General features: G+C 63.7%; 15 protein-coding genes. 8 read left to right on the forward strand and 7 right to left on the reverse strand.

Features of this window, described 5'->3' with window-relative positions; genetic code table 11:
- Positions 1-54 precede the first annotated feature (54 nt).
- On the reverse strand, positions 55-1,263 hold the full coding sequence (gene manD, locus HV770_RS12495; RefSeq protein ID WP_175159966.1) for a D-mannonate dehydratase ManD: 1,209 nt from the start codon (positions 1,261-1,263) through the stop codon (positions 55-57).
- 261 nt (positions 1,264-1,524) lie between these two features.
- On the opposite strand from manD, the gene HV770_RS12500 reads away from it, so the two are divergent.
- Positions 1,525-3,024, forward strand: coding sequence for a mannitol dehydrogenase family protein (locus HV770_RS12500; RefSeq protein ID WP_175159968.1), 1,500 nt, complete (start codon positions 1,525-1,527; stop codon positions 3,022-3,024).
- Positions 3,025-3,099: 75 nt separating this feature from the next.
- Here the strand turns inward: HV770_RS12500 and HV770_RS12505 are convergent, their stop codons facing one another.
- The gene (locus HV770_RS12505) at positions 3,100-4,926 is read right to left on the reverse strand and encodes a sensor domain-containing diguanylate cyclase (RefSeq protein ID WP_175159971.1); all 1,827 of its coding nucleotides are present in this window, start codon (positions 4,924-4,926) and stop codon (positions 3,100-3,102) included.
- Positions 4,926-6,080: an extracellular solute-binding protein gene (locus tag HV770_RS12510; RefSeq protein ID WP_175159973.1), complete on the reverse strand. Its 1,155-nt coding sequence runs from the start codon at positions 6,078-6,080 to the stop codon at positions 4,926-4,928. Before HV770_RS12510 ends, HV770_RS12505 begins: the two co-directional genes overlap by 1 nt.
- A 493-nt stretch (positions 6,081-6,573) precedes the next feature.
- On the opposite strand from HV770_RS12510, the gene HV770_RS12515 reads away from it, so the two are divergent.
- The 3 genes from HV770_RS12515 to HV770_RS12525 all read left to right on the forward strand — a co-directional run bounded on the left by HV770_RS12515 (position 6,574) and on the right by HV770_RS12525 (position 9,343).
- A complete protein-coding gene (locus HV770_RS12515; protein WP_175159974.1) occupies positions 6,574-6,804 on the forward strand; it encodes a hypothetical protein in 231 nt (76 codons plus the stop codon).
- 393 nt (positions 6,805-7,197) lie between these two features.
- On the forward strand, positions 7,198-7,980 hold the full coding sequence (locus HV770_RS12520) for an ABC transporter substrate-binding protein (RefSeq protein WP_168663797.1): 783 nt from the start codon (positions 7,198-7,200) through the stop codon (positions 7,978-7,980).
- A gap of 247 nt (positions 7,981-8,227) precedes the next feature.
- On the forward strand, positions 8,228-9,343 hold the full coding sequence (locus HV770_RS12525; protein WP_175159976.1) for a succinylglutamate desuccinylase/aspartoacylase family protein: 1,116 nt from the start codon (positions 8,228-8,230) through the stop codon (positions 9,341-9,343).
- A 138-nt stretch (positions 9,344-9,481) separates the two neighbouring features.
- Here HV770_RS12525 and HV770_RS12530 read toward each other — a convergent pair whose 3' ends face one another.
- Positions 9,482-10,288 carry a MetQ/NlpA family ABC transporter substrate-binding protein gene (locus tag HV770_RS12530; RefSeq protein ID WP_175159978.1) on the reverse strand — a complete coding sequence of 269 codons (807 nt, stop codon included), beginning with the start codon at positions 10,286-10,288 and terminating at the stop codon, positions 9,482-9,484.
- 316 nt (positions 10,289-10,604) lie between these two features.
- Between HV770_RS12530 and HV770_RS12535 the strand changes: the two genes are divergently transcribed.
- Complete coding sequence (locus HV770_RS12535; RefSeq protein ID WP_175159980.1) at positions 10,605-11,783, forward strand: porin; 1,179 nt, start codon at positions 10,605-10,607, stop codon at positions 11,781-11,783.
- A gap of 135 nt (positions 11,784-11,918) precedes the next feature.
- Here HV770_RS12535 and HV770_RS12540 read toward each other — a convergent pair whose 3' ends face one another.
- Complete coding sequence (locus HV770_RS12540; RefSeq protein ID WP_175160174.1) at positions 11,919-12,824, reverse strand: LysR family transcriptional regulator; 906 nt, start codon at positions 12,822-12,824, stop codon at positions 11,919-11,921.
- Between the two features lie 146 nt (positions 12,825-12,970).
- Between HV770_RS12540 and HV770_RS12545 the strand changes: the two genes are divergently transcribed.
- Genes HV770_RS12545 through HV770_RS12555 form a run of 3 tightly spaced genes read left to right on the forward strand, consistent with a single transcriptional unit; the run spans position 12,971 to position 16,773 of the window.
- Positions 12,971-14,407: a M20 family metallopeptidase gene (locus HV770_RS12545; protein ID WP_175159982.1), complete on the forward strand. Its 1,437-nt coding sequence runs from the start codon at positions 12,971-12,973 to the stop codon at positions 14,405-14,407.
- Entirely contained in the window at positions 14,404-15,696 is a 1,293-nt protein-coding gene (locus HV770_RS12550; protein WP_175159985.1) for an MFS transporter, read from the forward strand. The genes HV770_RS12545 and HV770_RS12550 overlap by 4 nt, the downstream gene beginning before the upstream one ends.
- Positions 15,697-15,714: 18 nt before the next feature.
- A complete protein-coding gene (locus tag HV770_RS12555; protein ID WP_175159987.1) occupies positions 15,715-16,773 on the forward strand; it encodes a serine hydrolase domain-containing protein in 1,059 nt (352 codons plus the stop codon).
- A gap of 192 nt (positions 16,774-16,965) precedes the next feature.
- Here HV770_RS12555 and HV770_RS12560 read toward each other — a convergent pair whose 3' ends face one another.
- On the reverse strand, positions 16,966-17,709 hold the full coding sequence (locus tag HV770_RS12560) for a FadR/GntR family transcriptional regulator (RefSeq protein WP_121321093.1): 744 nt from the start codon (positions 17,707-17,709) through the stop codon (positions 16,966-16,968).
- 34 nt (positions 17,710-17,743) lie between these two features.
- The gene (arfA, locus tag HV770_RS12565; RefSeq protein ID WP_175159989.1) at positions 17,744-19,264 is read right to left on the reverse strand and encodes an arabinosylfuranosidase ArfA; all 1,521 of its coding nucleotides are present in this window, start codon (positions 19,262-19,264) and stop codon (positions 17,744-17,746) included.
- Positions 19,265-19,301 lie beyond the last annotated feature (37 nt).

Raw genomic sequence — 19,301 nt, forward strand, 5'->3', positions numbered from 1 at the left:
CCATGATCTTTTCGTTAGTTAGTTGAGCGGATCGAATCGATCGGGCTCACCGGTTCACCAGTTCCACAGCGTGCCGTCTTCGAGACGCGCCACCGGCAGGTAGGCCGGGTCGTACGGATAACGCGCGGCCGCCGCTTCGTCGATGTCGACACCGTGGCCCGGCGCTTCGCCGGGATGCATCATGCCTTTGTCGAAGCGCCATGCATGCGGGAATACATCGAGCGCTTCCTCTGGAAAGCCCATGTATTCCTGCACACCGAAGTTCGGCACCCACAGGTCGAAATGCAGCGCCGCGCCCATACAGACCGGCGACAGATCCGACGGCCCGTGGCAACCCGTACGCACCTGGTATAACGAAGCGAAATCCGCGATGCGCCGCAAATGGGTGATACCGCCCGCGTGCGTCAGCGTCGCGCGGATGTAGTCGATCAACTGCTCCTCGATCAGCTGCTTGCAATCCCAAATGCTGTTGAAAACCTCGCCGACCGCGATCGGCGTGACCGTATGCTCGCGAATCAACCGGAAGCCGGCCTGGTTTTCCGCGGGCGTGGGATCTTCCATCCAGAACAGACGATACGGCTCGACCGACTTGCCGAGGCGCGCGGCTTCGATCGGCGTCAAACGGTGGTGCACGTCATGCAGCAGATGCGTGTCGAAGCCGAACTTGTCGCGCACCGCTTCGAACAGCTTCGGCACGAAGTCGAGATACTTTTCCGACGACCAGCTCTGCTCTTCCACCGCACCCTTGGTGGCCGGCTCGTACATGCCGCTGCCTTTCGACACGCCGTACACGGAGCGCATGTTCGGCACGCCGCATTGAATGCGGATCGCTCGATAACCGGCCTCGATATGTTCGGCGTAACGGTCGAGCGCTTCGGGAATGTCGCGTCCGGTGGCATGGCCGTACACCATCACGCCTTCACGCGACGCGCCGCCGAGCAGCTTGTACAGCGGCATGCCCGTGACCTTGCCGAGGATGTCCCACAGCGCCATGTCCACCGCGGCGATCGCCGTCATCGTGACGGGACCGCGCCGCCAGTACGCGCCTTTGTACAGGAACTGCCAGGTGTCTTCGATACGCCCGGCATCGCGGCCGATCAGCAGCGGGCACACGTGATCCTTCAGATACGACGCGACCGCCAGTTCGCGGCCGTTCAGCGTTGCATCGCCGATGCCGTGCACGCCCTCGTCGGTCACGATTTTCAGCGTGACGAAATTGCGGCCGGGGCACGTGACGATCACGTCGGCGCGAACGATCTTCATGACTTCTTCCTTGCAAAGACGGTTGGCGAGCCGCGCGCATGGCGAACATGCATGACGCAGGTGGCTCGCGGTTTTCATGTCGCCTACGAACGCTGGCGAGAACGCCGACTGAGTCGAAAATCGGACTCATCAGACTGTCTCAAGCCGTTTGAACGATGCTACCATACAAGTATATTCAGTCGTCAAATCAGGGTTTTCCCGCTGAACGGTGTCGTTCCGAAGCCGTCTTGCGCCCCAACCGAGCCACCTGGATTTCATTACATGAGTTCCGCCGCCCCACTGTCTCCCTTGCCGCGTCTGTCCCGCGACGCGCTGCCCGCACTGCCCACGCATCTGCTGTCGCCAGAATGGCGCGAGCCGCGCATCGGTATCGTTCATCTCGGCATCGGCAACTTTCATCGCGCGCATCAGGCGCTGTATACGGAAGAAGCCATGCTCGCCGAAGGCGGTGACTGGGGCATTTGCGGCGTGACGCTGCAAGGCGACGTCGGCAAGCGCGACGCGTTGATGGAACAGCAGGGTCTCTACAGTCTGGTGGAACGCGGCCCGGCGGCCGTGAAGGTCACCGTGATGCGTGCGCTGCGCGAAGTGCTCGCAATGCCCGTCGATCGGCCCGCGCTGTTCGCGCGCCTCGCGGATCCGGCGGTGCGAATTGTCTCGCTGACCGTCACCGAAAAGGGTTATTGCCGCGATCCGAAAACCGGCGAGGTCGCGCTCGACGATCCCGCCATCGCGCACGACCTGACCCACCCGCTCGCGCCGCGCACGGTGCCCGGCATTCTCGTCGCGGGATTGCGTGCGCGGCGCGACGCCGCGAACGGCAAACCGTTTACCGTGCTGTCGTGCGATAACCTCGCGCATAACGGCGCCGCGCTGCGCCAGGTGGTCTGTTCGTTCGCGCGGCAACTCGATGCGGCGCTGGCCGACTGGATCGCCGCCGAAGTGCCGTTCCCTGCGACGATGGTCGACCGCATCGTGCCGGCCACCACCGACGCCGAGCGCGCCACCGCCGCCGGACAACTCGGCTATCGGGACGCCGCGCCCGTGCCTTGCGAGCCGTTCCGGCAATGGGTCATCGAAGATCGTTTTCCGCACGGACGTCCCGCGTGGGATGCGGTTGGCGCGCAACTCGTCGACGACGTCACGCCGTTCGAGCTAGCCAAACTGCGCATGCTGAACGGCACGCACTCGACGCTGGCCTATCTGTCGATGCTCGGCGGCTTCGCCACTATCGACGCAGCGATCGGCGACTCCGCGATGCGCGCTTTCATCCACGCGATGATGACGGAAGAAATCGCGCCGACACTGAGCATGCCGGCATCGTTCGATCTCGCCGGCTATCGCGACGCTTTGCTCGAGCGTTACGCGAACCCGGCGCTGAAGCACCGCTGCGCGCAGATCGCGATGGACGGCAGCCAGAAGCTGCCGCCGCGCCTGCTCGCGACGATCGCGGCGCGCATCGAAGCGGGCCAGCCTTATCGACGGCTCGCGCTTGCGGTCGCGGCATGGATGGTGTTCCTGCGCGCTCAGGCGGACGACGGCACGCGTTACGAGATCAGTGATCCACTCGCCGACAGATTGACCGCGCTCTCGGGGTCGGCGCATGGGGAACCCCGGGCGTTGATGGACGCGCTGCTCGCGGTGCGGGAAGTGTTTCCGGCGGATCTCGCCGGTCATGTGGAGTTCAGGGCGACGCTTTATCGCGCGCTGCAATTGCTGAAGGAAAACGGCGCACGGGCGGCAATCGCGGCGTTGCAATGAATCGTTGGATCGCGTAGCGGCGAAGGCGTGAACCGCTACGGCAAGCGCTTCAGTGCATCACGCTTGTCACCCGCCTCAAGCGGTCGGCTCGGACTCGCGCCCTTGCGTCGCGCCTTCGCTAGCTCGCGCGAGCGCAGCCCGCTCGACTTCCTCGGCCTGTTCGCGCCGGCGTGCTTCGAGCACATCCTGATAGCGCAGATACGCACACCGTCCGCCGGATTTGGCCGCGTACATCGCCGCGTCGGCATTGAGCAGCAGTTCCTCGGCCGTGCCGCTGTCGTCCGGAAACTGGCTGATGCCGATGCTCGCGCCCACCGTCATACGGTGCCCGTCCATCAGCAGGGTTTCGTTCAACGCGTCCATCATGCGCGCGGCGATGCCGGGCGCGGCCTGGGCGACGCGCGGGCCTTCGATCAGCACGATGAACTCGTCGCCACCGAGCCGCGCCACCACGTCCGCGGCACAGAGCACCTGCTTCAGGCGCCGCGCCACTGCAACGAGGACCTTGTCGCCGACCGAGTGACCGAACTGGTCGTTGATCTGCTTGAAACGGTCGAGGTCGACGAATAGCACGGCAAGCCCTGCGTCATGCAGCTTCGCCTCCTCGATCGCGCTTTCGAGCTTCTGCATGAACAGCATGCGATTCGGCAATCCGGTCAACACGTCGTGCGTGGCGAGATGCACGAGCTCGCGCTGTTTCGCGTGCAGCGCGTCCATTTGCGCCCTGATCTCGCGGCGCAGACGATCGAAGCAACGCGCGAGCACGCCGATCTCGTCGGTGCGTTTGAGCGGCAGCGTGTTCATCGCGTGTTCGGCGAACAGGTGCGTCGCCGCGTGCGCGAGCAGTTGCAGAGGCTTGGTCACGGCGCGCGCGAACAGAATCGCCAGCAGCACCGCGAGGCCGCTGAAGATCAGCACCATGCGGATGATCTGGTTGCCGAGCAGATGCGCGCCCGACAACACGTCGTCGAGCGGCTTGGCAAGGCCCAGCACGATGAAACGGTTGCCCTCGGAGCCGCCGAACGGCCTGCGCACGAATGCAAGCACCTGGCCGGCCGCCTGCCTCGGCCGCGCCAGGCCGTTCACCAGCACTTCGTTGTGCGCCTGCTCGAACAGCGGCCTCGTCACCGGGAAGCTGTCCTGCATCAGCACGCGCCGCCCGCGATCGAAGCCAAACGTTTTCGACGCGTCGGGATGAACCAGGAAGTCGCCCCATTCGTTGGCGAGATAGACCTGATAGTCGCTCGGCAAATCGCTCTGCAAGCGCTTGAGCATACCGGCGAGATCGACATCGATCACGACCACGCCGACCACGTTGCCATTGGCGTCCGCGATCGGCGTGCCGAGCCGCAGCGTCGGCTTGCCCTCGGCGGCATGCGTGCCGTACTCGTGATTGACCGAAATCGGCGACGTGTAAATGCGGCCGGGCGCAAACGCCAGCGTCTCGAACACGTATGCGAACTGGCCTTTTTCCTGCAGCTTGCTGCCTTCCACTCGCACGAGGCCGTCCGCATCGCGGTCGAAGCGGATCAGTTCGAGCCCGTAATGCTGCCGCGTGATCAACCGGATTTGCAGGTACTCGTGGTGATGCAGCATGAAGCTCGAATAGACCTGCGCGAGCCGCTCGCGTCCGTCGTTCGCGTGGAAGCCGTCGTCGCTTTGCGCGACGCCCGCCGACGATGGCATGGTCGCGAGCACCAGCGCGTCGGCGCCGACATCGTCGATCGACGCGGCAAAGCGCTGCCCCAGCAGTTCCGTCGACGTCAGCAGACTGCGCTCGGCTTCGTTGACCAGCATCGTGCGATTCGCGTGGTACGCGTAATAGCCGGTCGCGCCGGACGCAAGCACGCCGATGCACGCAAGGAGCACCGATAGCTTGGAGGTCAAGCCGGGCCGTAACATCAGAACCGCTCCGACCGGTCGCCGGACACGATGCGGGTCCACAGCTCCTCACGCCGCTGAATGTCTTCCACCGGGCCGATCCAGACGATGTGCCCGGTGCCGCTGTGCTCCGCGGGCGCCGTCAGCGTGTTGGCCAGGCCCTGGCGTTGCGTCAGCAGCCCGCTCACGTCCGGTTCGAGCATGTAGTTGATCCATGCGAGCGCGAGCGGCCGGTCGCTCGCCGCGCGCGTCATCGACCAGCAATCGAGCCACGCGAGCACGCCCTCGTCGGGAATCACGTAGCCGACGTCCGCGCCCGCGCGGCGCAGCAATTCGACCTGTTGCGTGCCGTAATTGCCGAACATCAACGCAACCCTGTGGTGGATGAAGAATGCGGTCGCTTCTTCGGGCAACGTGTAATAGGTCAACAGATTGCGGCGCAGATCGACGAGCTTGTGGGCGATCGTGCGCATTTGTGCGGCGTCGAGCTGAAACGGATGCGGATAGCCGAGCGCCAGCGCCGTGAACGAGAAGTTGTGCTGGGCGCTGTTGAAGTCGAGCACCTTGCCGCGGTACTGCGGGTTCCACAGCTCGCGCATCGAGTGCGGCGCGACCGGAATCTGCTTGCGGTCGTAGATGAGCCCCATCGACGAATACGTGAACGGGATCGCGTAGACCTTGCCCGCCGAGGTCAGTCCTTCAAACGAGCCCAGTGCCTGAAAACGCGGCAATTGTTTTTTTGTGTTCGGCAGGCTCGCCAGATCGAGCGGCGCCAGCAGATTCGCCTGCGTATAGCGGCGGATTTCGGCGGTATTGGCGGCGAGCACGTCGAAAGGCGGCGCGCCTTTTGCATGCATCTGGGCCCATAGCGCCTCGTCGGAGTCGACCAGTGTGACTTCCACCTTCGCCCCGTAGCGCTGCTCGAACGCCTTCACCACGTCGGCATCGGCGTAACCCGGCCATGCGAGGACGCGCAGTACTTTCTGCGCGGCGTGAGCGGGCGCGGGCAGCCAGAAGCCCGCACCGCACGCGACGCCGAGCACAAGCGTCAACGCGCCGCGTAAAACGCCAAGATGCAGTAAATGCGCGCGTGCCAAGGCAGAAGCGGCTGCAATTCGCCGTTGAAAGAACTGTTTAAAACAGCGCATTTCGCCCGCCATTAACATCATATGCATATACAACACCGTTTAGCAGAAGGCCGTTGGACGAGCGCAAAAACGCGTGGCATCTGGCCCGCGACCGGTGCTCGGTGACTTTCTCCAGACAGATACGCCTGCCATGCCGCTCTCGCCGGCCAAGGCAGGGAGCACCGATGATAGCGCCAAAGCAATATTTTTTTGCGGCTGAACGGGCCCGGCGTCGAAAAAGAGCCCGTTAGTGGCAAGGCGGCCAATCCGCTTATTAACGTTTAACGACAATTCAGTGCGCAATCTTTAACCCGCGCCTATCGATTTAAAGATTCGGGCGATAGCGGTAATCACTCGTAACGAGGCGTGGTAAATAACGCCGCCCGAATTCGCCAATACAGCGCGACGAATAGCGGCGAGCGCGCCACATCTAAAGAAGCGCGGTGCCGATGCCGATAACCATGACTTGTCCCAATGCGCCGCCGGCGGTCGCCGTGCGGGCCGCCGGCCGGGTAGTCGATGAGCCGAACAGAAACAGACGATGCGCGTGAGAAAAACCGAGTGGATGGGAGTGGCCGTCGTGGCCGGATCGATAGCCTGCTTCGGCGGCTGGCTGCAAAGCGAAATGACCCGTGCGGCGCTGGCGCGCATGCAGCGCGACACGCCGGACGCGCACGGCGCCTGCGCCGGTATGAGCGCCCGGGAAACTGAAATGATGGGCAAGGGCGAGCTGTGGTGCGGCACGATCGGGCGGGACGGAGCGACGCATTAGGGAAAACGTAGAGCGATCGGGTGAGCTGGCGGACGGCGGGAGCGGCGACGCCTACTGTACGAACCACACCACCAACCCCAGCCACCCCCATAATTAGCCAACTTCATTACTACGTCATTACGCAGCAACCCAATCGGGGCGAGCCCCGAATCACAACCCCGGCAATCCCGCCCGCGCACCCCATCCCCACCATATTCGCGATTTAGAAGCTACCCTCTCGCACCATCCGGTGTTTTACTAACTACCCAATCTTTTTGAACTGATAAGCTTGGCGCGCGCTGCTGACCGCCCCGGCCGGCAGCTTCAACCCAAGCCCGTCGTAAGTCACGACGGGTATCCCGCAGCGCTACGACCACGCGCGGGAGCATTTGAACTACACCGAGGAGTTAAATAGTGAAAAAACTGCTAGCGGCTTTGACGGTTGCTCTGCTTGCCACCGTCTCGATTGGCGCACACGCTAAAGATTGGTCCACGATCCGTTTTGGCGTTGATGCCAGCTACCCCCCGTTCGAGTCCAAGGGCTCGGATGGCAAGCTCGTTGGCTTCGATATCGACCTCGGCAATGAAATCTGCAAGCGCCTGGATGCCAAGTGCGTGTGGGTCGAAAACGACTTCGACGGCATGATTCCCGCGCTGAAGGCGAAGAAGTTCGACGGCGTGCTGTCGTCGATGTCGATGACGCCGCAACGCGCCGAACAGGTCGCGTTCTCGTCGAAGCTGTTCAACACGCCGACGCGTCTGGTCGCGAAGAAGGGTTCGGGCATCCTGCCGACGGCCGAGTCGCTCAAGGGCAAGTCGGTCGGCGTCGAACAGGGCACGATCCAGGAAACCTACGCGAAGACGTACTGGGAACCGAAGGGCGCGAAGGTCGTGCCGTATCAGAACCAGGATCAGGTCTATGCCGACCTGCTCTCGGGCCGTCTGGATGCAGCGTTGCAAGACGCGGTGCAGGCTGAAATCGGCTTCCTGAAGACGCCGCGCGGCGCGGGCTTCGACTTCGTCGGCAAGGACCTCGTGGACGCGAAGATCCTCGGCAACGGCGCAGGCATCGGCATGCGCAAGGAAGACACCGATCTGAAGGCGAAGGTCGACAAGGCGATCGCCGACATCATCAAGGACGGTACGTACAAGAAGCTCGAGAAGAAGTATTTCGACTTCGACGTGTACGGCGGCTAAATCAGCGGCTGAGTCCGTCACGCGCGTCCGATGACGCGCTGTCCGGCTGACAGAAACGGGCTCCGCACAGCGGAGCCCGTTTCGTTTGCGCCGCCGCATAAAACCACATCACGCGTCACATCGGCTAAGATCGTGCGGTCGCGGCGCTGCGAAGCGGCCCGCCCTGGCCCTGCCACGAAGCACGCTTTCATACTGTAATCAACGACATAGCGCGGCGCGCCCGATCGGGCCGCGGCTTTCGGAAACCATGCAAACCCAAACCCATCCGCTGATTGCGCCGACGCTCGGCACCGCCCGCAACCTGACGAGTTTTCACTACGGTCCCGGCGGCGGGCAGAAGATTTACATCCAGTCCTCGCTGCACGCCGACGAATTGCCCGGCATGCTGGTGTCGTGGGAACTGCGCCGCAAGCTGGCGGCGCTCGAAGCCGCCGGCAAGCTGCGCGGCGAAGTCGTGGTCGTGCCGGTGGCCAATCCGATCGGCCTGAACCAGCACTTTCTCGGCCATCTGACCGGCCGTTTCGAAACCAACACCGCGCAGAACTTCAACCGCAATTTCCACGATCTGTCGGCACTGGTGCAACCGGTCATCGAGTCGCGCCTGACCGACAACGTCGACGCGAACCGCACCGCGATCCGCGCGGCGATGCGCGAAGCGCTCGACGCGCAGCAGCCGACCACCGAACTCGCGTCGCAACGTCTCGCACTGCAAAAGCTGTCATACGACGCGGACGTAGTGCTCGATCTGCATTGCGACTGGGAAGCCGCGATGCACCTGTACACGAACCCGGACCTGTGGGCCGAAGTCGAGCCGCTCGCGTGCTACCTCGACGCGAAGGCGTCGCTGCTCGCGCTCAACTCGGTGGGCAATCCGTTCGACGAAATCCACAGCTTCTGCTGGTCCGATCTGCGCGGCCGTTACGGCGACCGCTTCCCAATTCCGAACGGCTCGATCTCGGTCACCATCGAGCTGCGCGGCCAGCGCGAAGTGTCGTACGAGTACGCTGAAAAAGACGCGCAGGCGATCATCGAATACCTGACCTCGCGTGGCGTGATCGACGGCAAGGCCGCCCCGCTGCCGCCGCTCGAATTCGCCGCCACGCCGCTCGCGGGCGCCGAGCCGCTCGTCGCGCCACAAAGCGGCGTGCTGGTATATCGCTGCGAAGTGGGCACGTGGGTGGACGTCGGCCATGAAATCGCGGATATCGTCGATCCGTTGACGGACCGCGTGGTCACGGTGAAGAGCAGCGTGGCCGGCGTGCTGTATGCGCGGCACACCACACGCTTTGCGACGGCCGGGCTGGAATTCGCGCGGATTGCGGGCGCGAAGGCGTTCAGGAGCGGTTCGTTGTTGAGCAATTGAGCGTCACGGCGGCACGGCTGATGTTGCACCAGCCGCTCGCCGCTACGCGTTGCGGTCTTTGTCTAAACGTCGAGAAGCAAAGCAGATCGCCGCTATTTCAGTGGGCGATCTGCGTTTGCGCAGCGTGCCGGGTGCCGCTCAGAACGCCGGAATAATCGCGCCTTTGAACTGCGTGTCGATGTACTTGCGCACCTCGTCGGACTCGTATGCCGCGACGAGTTTTTTCACCCACGGCTGATTGCGATCCTGCACGCGCACCGCGATCAGATTCGCGTACGGACCTTTGATGTCCTCGATGGCGATGGCGTCTTTCGTCGGCTGCAGGCCGGCTTTGACCGCGTAGTCGGTATTGATCGACGCCGCATCCAGATCGTCGAGCGCGCGCGGCAGTTGCGCGGCGTCGAGTTCGACCAGCTTGAGCTTCTTCGGATTCTCGACCACGTCGAGCGGCGTCGCGTTCACGCCGTTCGTGCCGACGCCCGGCTTCAGCTTGATCGCGCCGTACTTCTGCAACAGCAGCAGTGCGCGGTTGCCGTTGGACGGATCGTTCTGAATACCGACCTTCGCGCCTTCTGGCAAATCCTTCAGCGACTTGAATTTCTTCGAATAGAAGCCCATCGGCGACACATAGGTCAAACCGACGTTGACGATCTTATAGCCGCGCTGCTTGATCTGACTGTCGAGAAACGGCTGATGCTGAAAACCGTTGGCGTCGAGATCGCCCGCGTCGAGCGCCGCATTCGGCTGCACGTAATCGTTGAACTCGATGACCTTGAGGTTCAGGCCGTCGCGCGCCGCCACCCGGGTGACGACCGACCAGATCTGCGCATCGGGGCCACTCATCGTGCCGACCGTGATGCGTTTGTCGTCCGCGTGAGCGAACGTTGCCGTGAGCGAAAACGCGGCGACGGCGAGCAGATTCTGCATGAGTGTCCGGCGTTGCATGCTATTTCCTGTAAACGATTGAGGCGAATTTGACAAAGGGCTGAATGAAGCCCGCATCGTCGCACGCCGCCGCCGCGCCGGAAAACCAATCGTTTTTCACACGCATATATGCGCGCCTCGCGCAAAGCTTATACGGGCGCTGCCTTGCGCGATTTCATCTTGCAAAGCCATGCCTGTGTCGCGCCGACACGACAGATCAAAAAAATAACCGCGCTGTCACATACCTTACTCAGCGTTCCCTTAAATTTCGGGCCATCGCATGATCTGACCCAAGAGCCGGGCATCGCGATCGCCTAATTTTTAACCGGAGAAAGTCTTGAACAAGAAAGTATTGACCGCCGCTACGCTCGCCGTTTTCGCTACCGCCGCTCACGCGCAAAGCAGCGTCACACTGTACGGGGTGATCGACGCAGGTATCAGCTATGTGAACAACTCGAAGTCGGGCACCGGCAGCGACAAGCTCTTCAAGTACGACGACGGCGTGGCGCAAGGCAGCCGTTGGGGCCTGCGCGGCACGGAAGATCTCGGTGGCGGCCTGAAGGCGCTGTTCGTGTTGGAAAGCGGCTTTAACAGCGGCAACGGCACGCTCGGCCAGGGCGGCGCGATGTTCGGCCGTCAGGCTTATGTCGGTCTGTCGCAGAACAATGTCGGCTCGCTGACGTTCGGTCGCCAGTACTCGTTTTCCACCGACTACCTCGGCGGCAACTACTCGACCGGCGGCCAGACCGTCGCGGGTAACTACGCTTATCACATCAACGACGTCGATCAGCTGACGTCGAGCCGTATCAACAACTCGGTCAAGTTCAGCAGCGCGAACTTCTCGGGCCTGACGTTCGGCGCGATGTACGGCTTCTCGAACCAGGCTGGCGGCTTCGCCGGCTCGCCGGCGACGGGCGCGACCGGTGCAACGGTTGCAGGTTCGTCGCGCGCTTACAGCTTCGGCGCGAACTACGCCAACGGCCCGTTCGGCTTGGGCGTTGCCTACACGGACATCCGCTACCCGGGCCAGGCATCGCCGGCCTTCTCGACTTCGCTGGCTAACGTGACGTTCCCGACGCTCGGCAGCGGTCAGATCCAGGACCTGCGCACCGTCGGCGTTGGCGGCCGTTACGCGATCGGCGCAGCGACGCTGTGGGCGTTGTACACGAACACGCGTCTCGCACCGATCTCGGGTCAGTCGACCACGTTCGCCGCGTACGAAGCGGGCGCGAAGTACGCGTTCACGCCGGCTATCACGGCAGGCGCTGGCTACACGTACATGCACCTGAGCGGCGCGAACACGGGTCACTGGAACCAGGTGAACCTGAGCGCCGACTACGCGCTCTCCAAGCGCACGGACGTGTACGCCCTGGGTATCTATCAGATCGCGTCGGGCCACAACGGCACGCAGGATCTGCAAGCGCAGATCGGTTCGAGCACGAGCTACTTCAACACGTCGGGCACGGGCGCGGACAACCAGCTGGCATTCCGTGTCGGTATCCGTCACAAGTTCTAAGCGGGTCTTTGACGGCGGGGAGCGCATGCGTTCCTTGCCGTGCGGATTCGGAGCTTCTGGAAAACGCCCTGCGGGGCGTTTTTCTTTTTGCGTTTGCGGTCGCCCACGATGCGGGCTCGCGCAGCGCTCACCCGCTCAATCCAGAAGCGCGGGGTTATCGATCGCCCCGGTCAACAGCTCGACAAACGCCTGCACCACACGCGGCAGCACGCGGCCCGCCATCGTCTGGATCTGCAGCGAGCGCTGGTGCAGTTCAGGATTGCTGATCGGTATCGCGGCGAGCCCATCCACTTCCAGCCGGCTGCGCACGGTCAGAAAACCCGTCACCGTGACGGCATCGGTCTGCAGCACGAAGCTTTGCAGCGCCGCATGATAGTTGCTGACGAACACCGGATCGAACACGAGGCCTTCCAGGCTGCACGAAATGTCGAACAGCTGACGGATCGTCACGCCCTGGTTGTCGATTGCGAGCGGCCACGGCAGCAGGTCCGCGAGCGAAACGGACTCGCGCGCCGCGAGCGGATGATCACGCCGCACCAGCGCGAAAATCGGCGCGCGCTGCGAGTACACCACGTTGATGTCCGGCTCCGGCGCAATGCTGAAACACACCGCGATATCGGTAGTGCCGTCGCGCACGCGCTGCGTCGCCACCGACGGCGCGGACACCTCGAGTTGAAAATGCGTGGCCGGGTGCGTCTTCAGAAAACGCGCGAAAACCTGCGGCAGGAAATGCGGCGCGACGCCCTCTGAACTCGCGACGCGAATCGTCGCGCGGCCCCCGTTGCTCAGCCCGCGAATTTCCTCGGTGACGCGCTCGGCGTCGAGCAGGCTGCGCCGCGCGTGCTCGGCGAGCAGACGCCCGGCGTCGCTCAACACCATGCCGCGCGGGCGCCGCTCGAACAGCGCCGTGCCGACGTCCTCCTCCAGCTTTGCGATCTGTCTGCTGAGCGCCGACACGGCGACGTACAGACGCCCCGACGCTTTGCTCAGCGAACCGCTGCGCGCCACCTCCAGAAAGTAGCGCAGCGCGGTGTTGTCCAACTGGCTCATGGCTTGTCCGCTTTGCCGTTTCGGCAACGATATCTGCCAAATATTGTAATTGTCCACAAATATCGTCCACCCCAAGATCGGGACATCGCTTCGAATCCAGCGCTCGCGCTCGCGGCGCGCCCCACCGGAGAACAACGTTGACCCGTGACTCGGCTATTCAACATGCGACGGAGCAGTACGATTCCGGCCGCTTTCTCGATGACCTCCAGCGCCGCGTCGCTTTCCGCACGGAAAGCCAGGAAGCCGACAGCGGCGAACGGCTGCGCGCCTATCTGAGCGATGAAATCACGCCGACGCTGACGCAATGGGGCTTCACATGCCGCATCGCCGAGAATCCGGTGGCGGGCGCGGGGCCGTTTCTGATCGCCCACCGCCACGAAGACGACGCGCTGCCGACCGTGCTGTCGTATGGCCACGGCGACGTGGTGCGCGGCTACGACGCGCAATGGGGCGAAGGCCTTGCGCCGTGGCGCGTTACCGTCGACGGCGAGCGCTGGTACGGGCGCGGCACAGCGGACAACAAAGGCCAGCACAGCATCAACCTGGCCGCCCTGAAAGCGGTGCTCGATACCCGCGACGGCAAGCTTGGTTTCAACCTGAAGCTGCTGTTCGAAACCGGCGAGGAAGTGGGCTCGCCGGGTCTTCACGAACTGTGCGCGCAGTTGCACGACGAACTCGCCGCCGACGTGCTGATTGCGTCCGACGGCCCGCGCCTGTCCGCGCGCCGCCCCACCGTCTTTCTCGGCTCGCGCGGCCTCGTGAACTTCCGGCTCGACGTGAAACTGCGCGATGGCGGCCATCATTCCGGCAACTGGGGCGGCCTGTTGCGCAATCCCGGCGTAGTGCTCGCCAATGCGATCGCGTCGATGGTGGATACCAACGGCCGCGTGATGATCGAAGGACTGCGCCCGCCGCCGATGCCCGATGCGGTGCGCCGTGCGCTCGCCGGCCTCACGGTGGGCGGCAATCCGGGCGAACCGGCAGTGGATGCGGACTACGGCGAACCGGGCCTCACGCCGGCCGAGCGCGTGTTCGGCTGGAACAGCCTCGAAGTGCTCGCGTTTCGCACCGGCAATCCCGAGAAGCCGGTCAACGCGATTCCGCCGCACGCGTTCGCGCACCTGCAGATCCGTTTCGTGGTCGGCACCGACTGGCTGAATCTCGAACAGATCGTGCGCCGCCATCTCGACGAGCACGGCTTCGGCATGGTCGAGATCGACGTCGAGCGCGGCGTGCCCGCGACCCGCGTCGATCCCGACAACCCATGGGTGCAGTGGGCATTGCGCTCGCTGCAGCAAACCACCGGCAAGCAACCCGTGCTTTTGCCGAACCTCGGCGGCACGCTGCCCAACGACGTGTTCGCCGACGTGCTCGGCATGCCGACCCTATGGGTGCCGCACTCGTACCCCGGTTGCTCGCAGCATGCGCCGGACGAGCACCTGCTCGGCCCGGTGGTGCGCGAAGGATTGCGCATCATGTCGGGCCTCTTCTGGGACCTCGGCGTGCGCGATGCCGATGCCCCCAATAGCGCAGCCGCGCTTCCCACGCAACGCCGTCAGGGAGTTCCGTCATGAGCATCGATTCCGCCACCGTCGACGGCACGATCGCCGAACCCAAAGCGCGCTCCGGCGTATCGCGTCTGATCCTCGCGACGTCGATCGGCAATGCGCTCGAGTTCTACGACCTGATCGTGTACGGCTACTTCGCCACCACGTTGTCGCGGACCTTCTTCCCGGTCCACGACAAAACCGTGTCGCTGCTGCTCACGCTCGGCACCTTCGCGCTCTCTTATCTGGCGCGGCCGATCGGCGCGCTCGCGCTCGGCTCGTTCAGCGACCGCAAAGGCCGCAAGGCGTCACTCACGCTGTCGATCGGGTTGATGACGCTCGGCACCAGCATGGTCGCGCTAATGCCCTCGTATGCCGCAATCGGCCTGCTCGCGCCGATCGGCATTTTCGCTTCACGGCTATTGCAAGGCTTTTCGGCCGGTGGCGAGTTCGGCAGCTCGACGGCGTTTCTGATCGAACATGCGCCGGCTCGCAAAGGCTTCATGGCGAGCTGGCAGTTCTCCAGCCAGGGCGCGAGCACACTGATCGCGTCCGCGTTCGGCGCGGTGCTGACCGGCGCGCTCACGCAGTCGCAACTCGACGACTGGGGCTGGCGTATTCCGTTCCTGTTCGGCATGCTGATCGGGCCGGTCGGGCTCTACATTCGCCGCCGGATCGACGAAACGCCGGAGTTCGAACGCGCTGAGAAATCCGCCTCGCCGGTGCGCGAATTGCTGGCGACGCAAAAGGAACGTGTACTGGTCTCGATCGGCTCGCTCGTGCTCACGACCACGGCCAACTACATGCTGCTATACATGCCGACGTATGCGGCCCGGCAACTCGGTCTTGCGCCGTCGTCGGGCTTCATCGCGACGCTGCTGGCCGGCTGCATCATGATGGTGTTGACGCCGATCGTCGGCCACTGGTCGGACAAGGTGGGCCGCACTCGCATCATGCTGGGCGCCGGCGTGCTGTTCTTCCTGACGGTCTATCCGGCGTTCATGTTCATGAACGCGCACCCGTCGCTGCCGACGCTGCTCGCCGCGGTCGTGTGGGTCGCCCTCCTCAAGGCCACCTACTTCGCGCCGATTCCCGCGTTGATGTCCGAACTCTTTCCGACCCGCACGCGTACCACCGGCATGGCGCTCGGCTATAACATTGGCACGACTGTATTCGGTGGCTTCACGCCGCTCGCCGTCGCGGCGCTGATTGCGGCGACCGGCAACAATCTCGCGCCCGGGCTTTATCTGATGCTCGCGGCCGTGATCAGCCTTTTCACTATCGTATGGGCCCGCGTTCGTCTGAATGCGCGTTGAACCGACAGGACTCTATTCATGCAAGAAGATTTGCAACAGGCAGTGCAGTTCGCAGTGGAACATGAATCGCTTTGGGACCGTCACGTCGACGGCGCGTGGGGTGTGCACGTGAACGATCCGCCGCCGTGGAACCGGCTGCTCGGTCCGGTGCATGATCGCGGCCCCGTGTCGGGCGCGATCGCGGTCGACGGCCGCGTGTTGACCTCATGGGGCGAGCCCGATCGCGCCGATCTGACCTTCAGCGTCGCGAAGATGTACCTCGCGCTGCTCGCCGGCGTCGCGCACGATCGCGGTTTGCTGCCGGATGTGGACGAACCGGTGCGCGTGCGGGTGCCCGGCATCGGCTTCGACGACGACCACAACGCGGCCGTGACCTGGGCGCACCTCCTGCAGCAGACGAGCGAATGGCAAGGCACGTATTTCGGCCTGTCGGATCAGGCGGACCACTACCGCGCCGTCAATTTCGCTGCGCCGCCGGATGGCAAAAAGGGCGAGCTGCGTCCGCTGCAACGCCCCGGCACGTACTGGGAATACAACGACGTGCGCATCAACCAGCTTTCGCTGGCGCTGCTGCACCTGTTCCGGCAACCGCTGCCCGAGGTGTTCCGCGAAGCGATCATGCGGCCGGCCGGCGCGAGCGAAAACTGGCAATGGGTCGGCTACGACCATGCGTGGGTCGAGCTCGACGGACGGCGCATGCAGTCCGTTCCGGGCGGCACGCACTGGGGCGGCGGCATGTCGGTCAGCGCGAACGATCAGTTGAAGGTCGCGCAGATGCTGCTGAACGACGGCGTGGTGAACGGCCGGCGGATTCTGTCCAGCGAGTGGATCGCGCGGATGCGTACGCCCTGCGCGATCGCGCCGTTTTACGGCTATCTGGTTTGGCTCAATACCGATCGCAAGGTTTTCCCGAGCGTGCCGGCGTCGAGTTACTTCGGCGTGGGCGCGGGCAGTTCGTTTACGTGGATCGAGCCCGAGCGCGGGATGACGGTGATCGTGCGCTGGCTGAATCCGGCCGCGGCTAACGAGTTCTTCGGGCTCGTGCTCGATGCGGTGGATGCGATCTGTATCGAATGAGGTGACGTGTCTGCGATTTCACGCCGGCCGCGAAAAACCGCGGCCGGCGTGCCTGACTGGCAGGCGGATAGAGAGCGGGCGCAGCCGGCCTTTCGTGAACACTGCGAAACGAGCACGCTTCGCGCGGCGGCCACGCCAACTCATTCGCGGCGCAATGCCGGCAAACCGTGGCGTATCCCGCATGCGTGCATTTCAATCGGCGTCTTTAGGCCTGATCGTGTACCTCAGCATCCTCTCGCGCGACGCCGCGAGCAACCGCGTCATCGCCTCCGACGCTGCCTCCGGTTGCCGCGCAACGATCCCGCTGCGCACCGCATCGTGCAGTTCGATATCTTCGCTGGGCCGCGCCGCCTGCCGCAACAGCATCTCGGACGACACGCGCAACGCCGCCTTGATCGCGCTGCCGATCGTAATGAACATCCCGTTCTGCGACATCGCGATGATCGCCATGTGAAACTCCAGCACCGCTTCCCCCACCGCGCGCACATCCGACTGCGCCGCAGGCGACGCATATGCATTCGCCAGTTCGCGGTAGCGGCGTTCGATCAACTGCAGATCTTCGTCACTGCCATGGCGCGCCGCCAGAAAGCTCGCGCGCGGCTCGAAGCACAGCCGCATCTCGAAGATGTCCTCGACGATCTTCGAATCGAACTGCGCATTCAATCGCCACGCGAGCACGTCGCGGTCGAGCAGATTCCAGTCGGAGAACGGCAGCACACGAGTGCCGATTTTCGGCGTCACGTCGATCAGGCGCTTGCCGGTGAGCTGTTTGATCGCCTCACGAACAGTGGTACGACTCACGCGGTACTCGCTGCACAACTCGCTTTCGACGGGGAGCAGATCGCCCGGACTGAATTCGCCCGAGACGATCCGCATGCCGACGATTCTCGCGACCTGTGCCGTCATCGTACCGACGACGGGCTCACGCTCGAACATCACCCCTCCTTCGTAGACGCCCGCTTCGACCAACCTAGCCGCGCTTCACCGCAGTCGTGACGATCACGTTCCATGAGCCCGGCTTCAGACGCGCGGTAATCTTCTCGCCATCGACGACCACGCGGGCGTTGGTCTCGGGTACGACCGTCAACGGCGCTTCGCGCGTGTTCACCGCTTTCATGTTCGCGTGATGAAGTTCGAGCGCGTGATCGAGCGTGCGTTCGGCGCCGAGGCCGCGCAACTCGATGTTCAGGTCCATCTCATCGGTCAGGTGCCGGTTCAATGCGAAGATCGTCGTGGTGCCGCTCGCGCGGTCGTCGACCACGGCGGCGCACAGGTAGGCGATCTCGGGGAAAGTCTCAGCCTCGTACGACGGCGACTCGATCACCGGCTTGAGCACGCGGCCGTGACCGAACTTCGACGCCTGCGCGAACGGATAGAAAATCGTCTGCCGCCACGCCGCACCGCCCGGCTCGGTCATGATCGGGCCGATCACGTTGACGAGTTGCGCCAGACAGGCGGTCTTCACGCGGTCGGCATTGTTCATCATCGTGATCAGCGCGCCGCCGACCAGCAGCGCGTCCTCGGCGTTGTAGACCTCCTCGATCAGGCGCGGCGCGCTCGGCCAGCCCGGCTTGCGCAGATCGTTGATCGAGCGCGCCTTGTACCAGACGTTCCATTCGTCGAACGACAGCATAATGCGTTTGGTCGAATGCTTGCGCGCGGCCACGCTGTCCGCCACGGCGACGATCTCCTTGATGAACAGGTCCATCACGTCGATGTTGCCGAAGAACTCCGCAGTGGAGTCGTGACGGTTTTCGAAGTACGTATGCAGCGAAATGAAGTCGACCTGATCGAAGCAGTGTTCGAGCACGCGGTCTTCCCACGCGCCGTAGGTCGCCATTTCATGGGTCGAGGATCCGCACGCCGCAAGCTGGATGGTGGGATCGACCGCGCGCATCAGCTTGGCTGTTTCGAGTGCGACGCGGCCGTATTCGTCGGCGGTCTTGCGGCCGATTTGCCACGGTCCGTCCATCTCGTTGCCGAGGCACCAGAACTTGATGTCGTGCGGCTTTTCGTAACCATGCTCGTGACGCAGATCCGACAGCGCGGTGCCGCCGGGATGATTGCAGTATTCGACGAAATGCCGCGCTTCGTCCGGTCCGCGTGTGCCAAGGTTGACGCCGTACATCGGCTCGATGTCGAGCTCGCGGCACCAGTCGATGAATTCATTGGTGCCGAACTGGTTGGTTTCGACCGAATACCAGGCGAGGTCGAGGCGCTTCGGCCGCTTCTCTTTCGGACCGACGCCGTCTTCCCAGTTGTAGCCCGACAGGAAGTTGCCGCCGGGATAGCGCACGATCGTGGGTCCGAGTTCGCGCGTCAGCTCCATCACGTCTTTGCGATAGCCACGCTCATCGGCTTCAGGATGGCCCGGTTCGTAGATGCCGGTATATACGCAGCGGCCCATATGTTCGACGAAGGTGCCGAACACGCGCCGGTCAAGATCCGCGACGACGAAATCGCGGTCGACGACGAGGCGGGAAGAGATCATGGTGAGAGGTCCTGTTGTGAGTTGGACGAGGCGCGCC

Source organism: Paraburkholderia fynbosensis (assembly GCF_902859935.1).
Classification (GTDB): Bacteria; Pseudomonadota; Gammaproteobacteria; order Burkholderiales; family Burkholderiaceae; genus Paraburkholderia; species Paraburkholderia fynbosensis.

Coding starts and splice junctions, on each gene's coding strand:
- arfA (WP_175159989.1), bottom strand. CDS start 19,264: ATGATCTCTTCCCGCCTCGTCGTCGACCGCGATTTCGTCGTCGCGGAT.
- manD (WP_175159966.1), bottom strand. CDS start 1,263: ATGAAGATCGTTCGCGCCGACGTGATCGTCACGTGCCCCGGCCGCAAT.
- HV770_RS12555 (WP_175159987.1), top strand. CDS start 15,715: ATGCAAGAAGATTTGCAACAGGCAGTGCAGTTCGCAGTGGAACATGAA.
- HV770_RS12560 (WP_121321093.1), bottom strand. CDS start 17,709: ATGTTCGAGCGTGAGCCCGTCGTCGGTACGATGACGGCACAGGTCGCG.
- HV770_RS12525 (WP_175159976.1), top strand. CDS start 8,228: ATGCAAACCCAAACCCATCCGCTGATTGCGCCGACGCTCGGCACCGCC.
- HV770_RS12530 (WP_175159978.1), bottom strand. CDS start 10,288: ATGCAACGCCGGACACTCATGCAGAATCTGCTCGCCGTCGCCGCGTTT.
- HV770_RS12550 (WP_175159985.1), top strand. CDS start 14,404: ATGAGCATCGATTCCGCCACCGTCGACGGCACGATCGCCGAACCCAAA.
- HV770_RS12505 (WP_175159971.1), bottom strand. CDS start 4,926: ATGTTACGGCCCGGCTTGACCTCCAAGCTATCGGTGCTCCTTGCGTGC.
- HV770_RS12515 (WP_175159974.1), top strand. CDS start 6,574: ATGCGCGTGAGAAAAACCGAGTGGATGGGAGTGGCCGTCGTGGCCGGA.
- HV770_RS12500 (WP_175159968.1), top strand. CDS start 1,525: ATGAGTTCCGCCGCCCCACTGTCTCCCTTGCCGCGTCTGTCCCGCGAC.
- HV770_RS12510 (WP_175159973.1), bottom strand. CDS start 6,080: ATGCATATGATGTTAATGGCGGGCGAAATGCGCTGTTTTAAACAGTTC.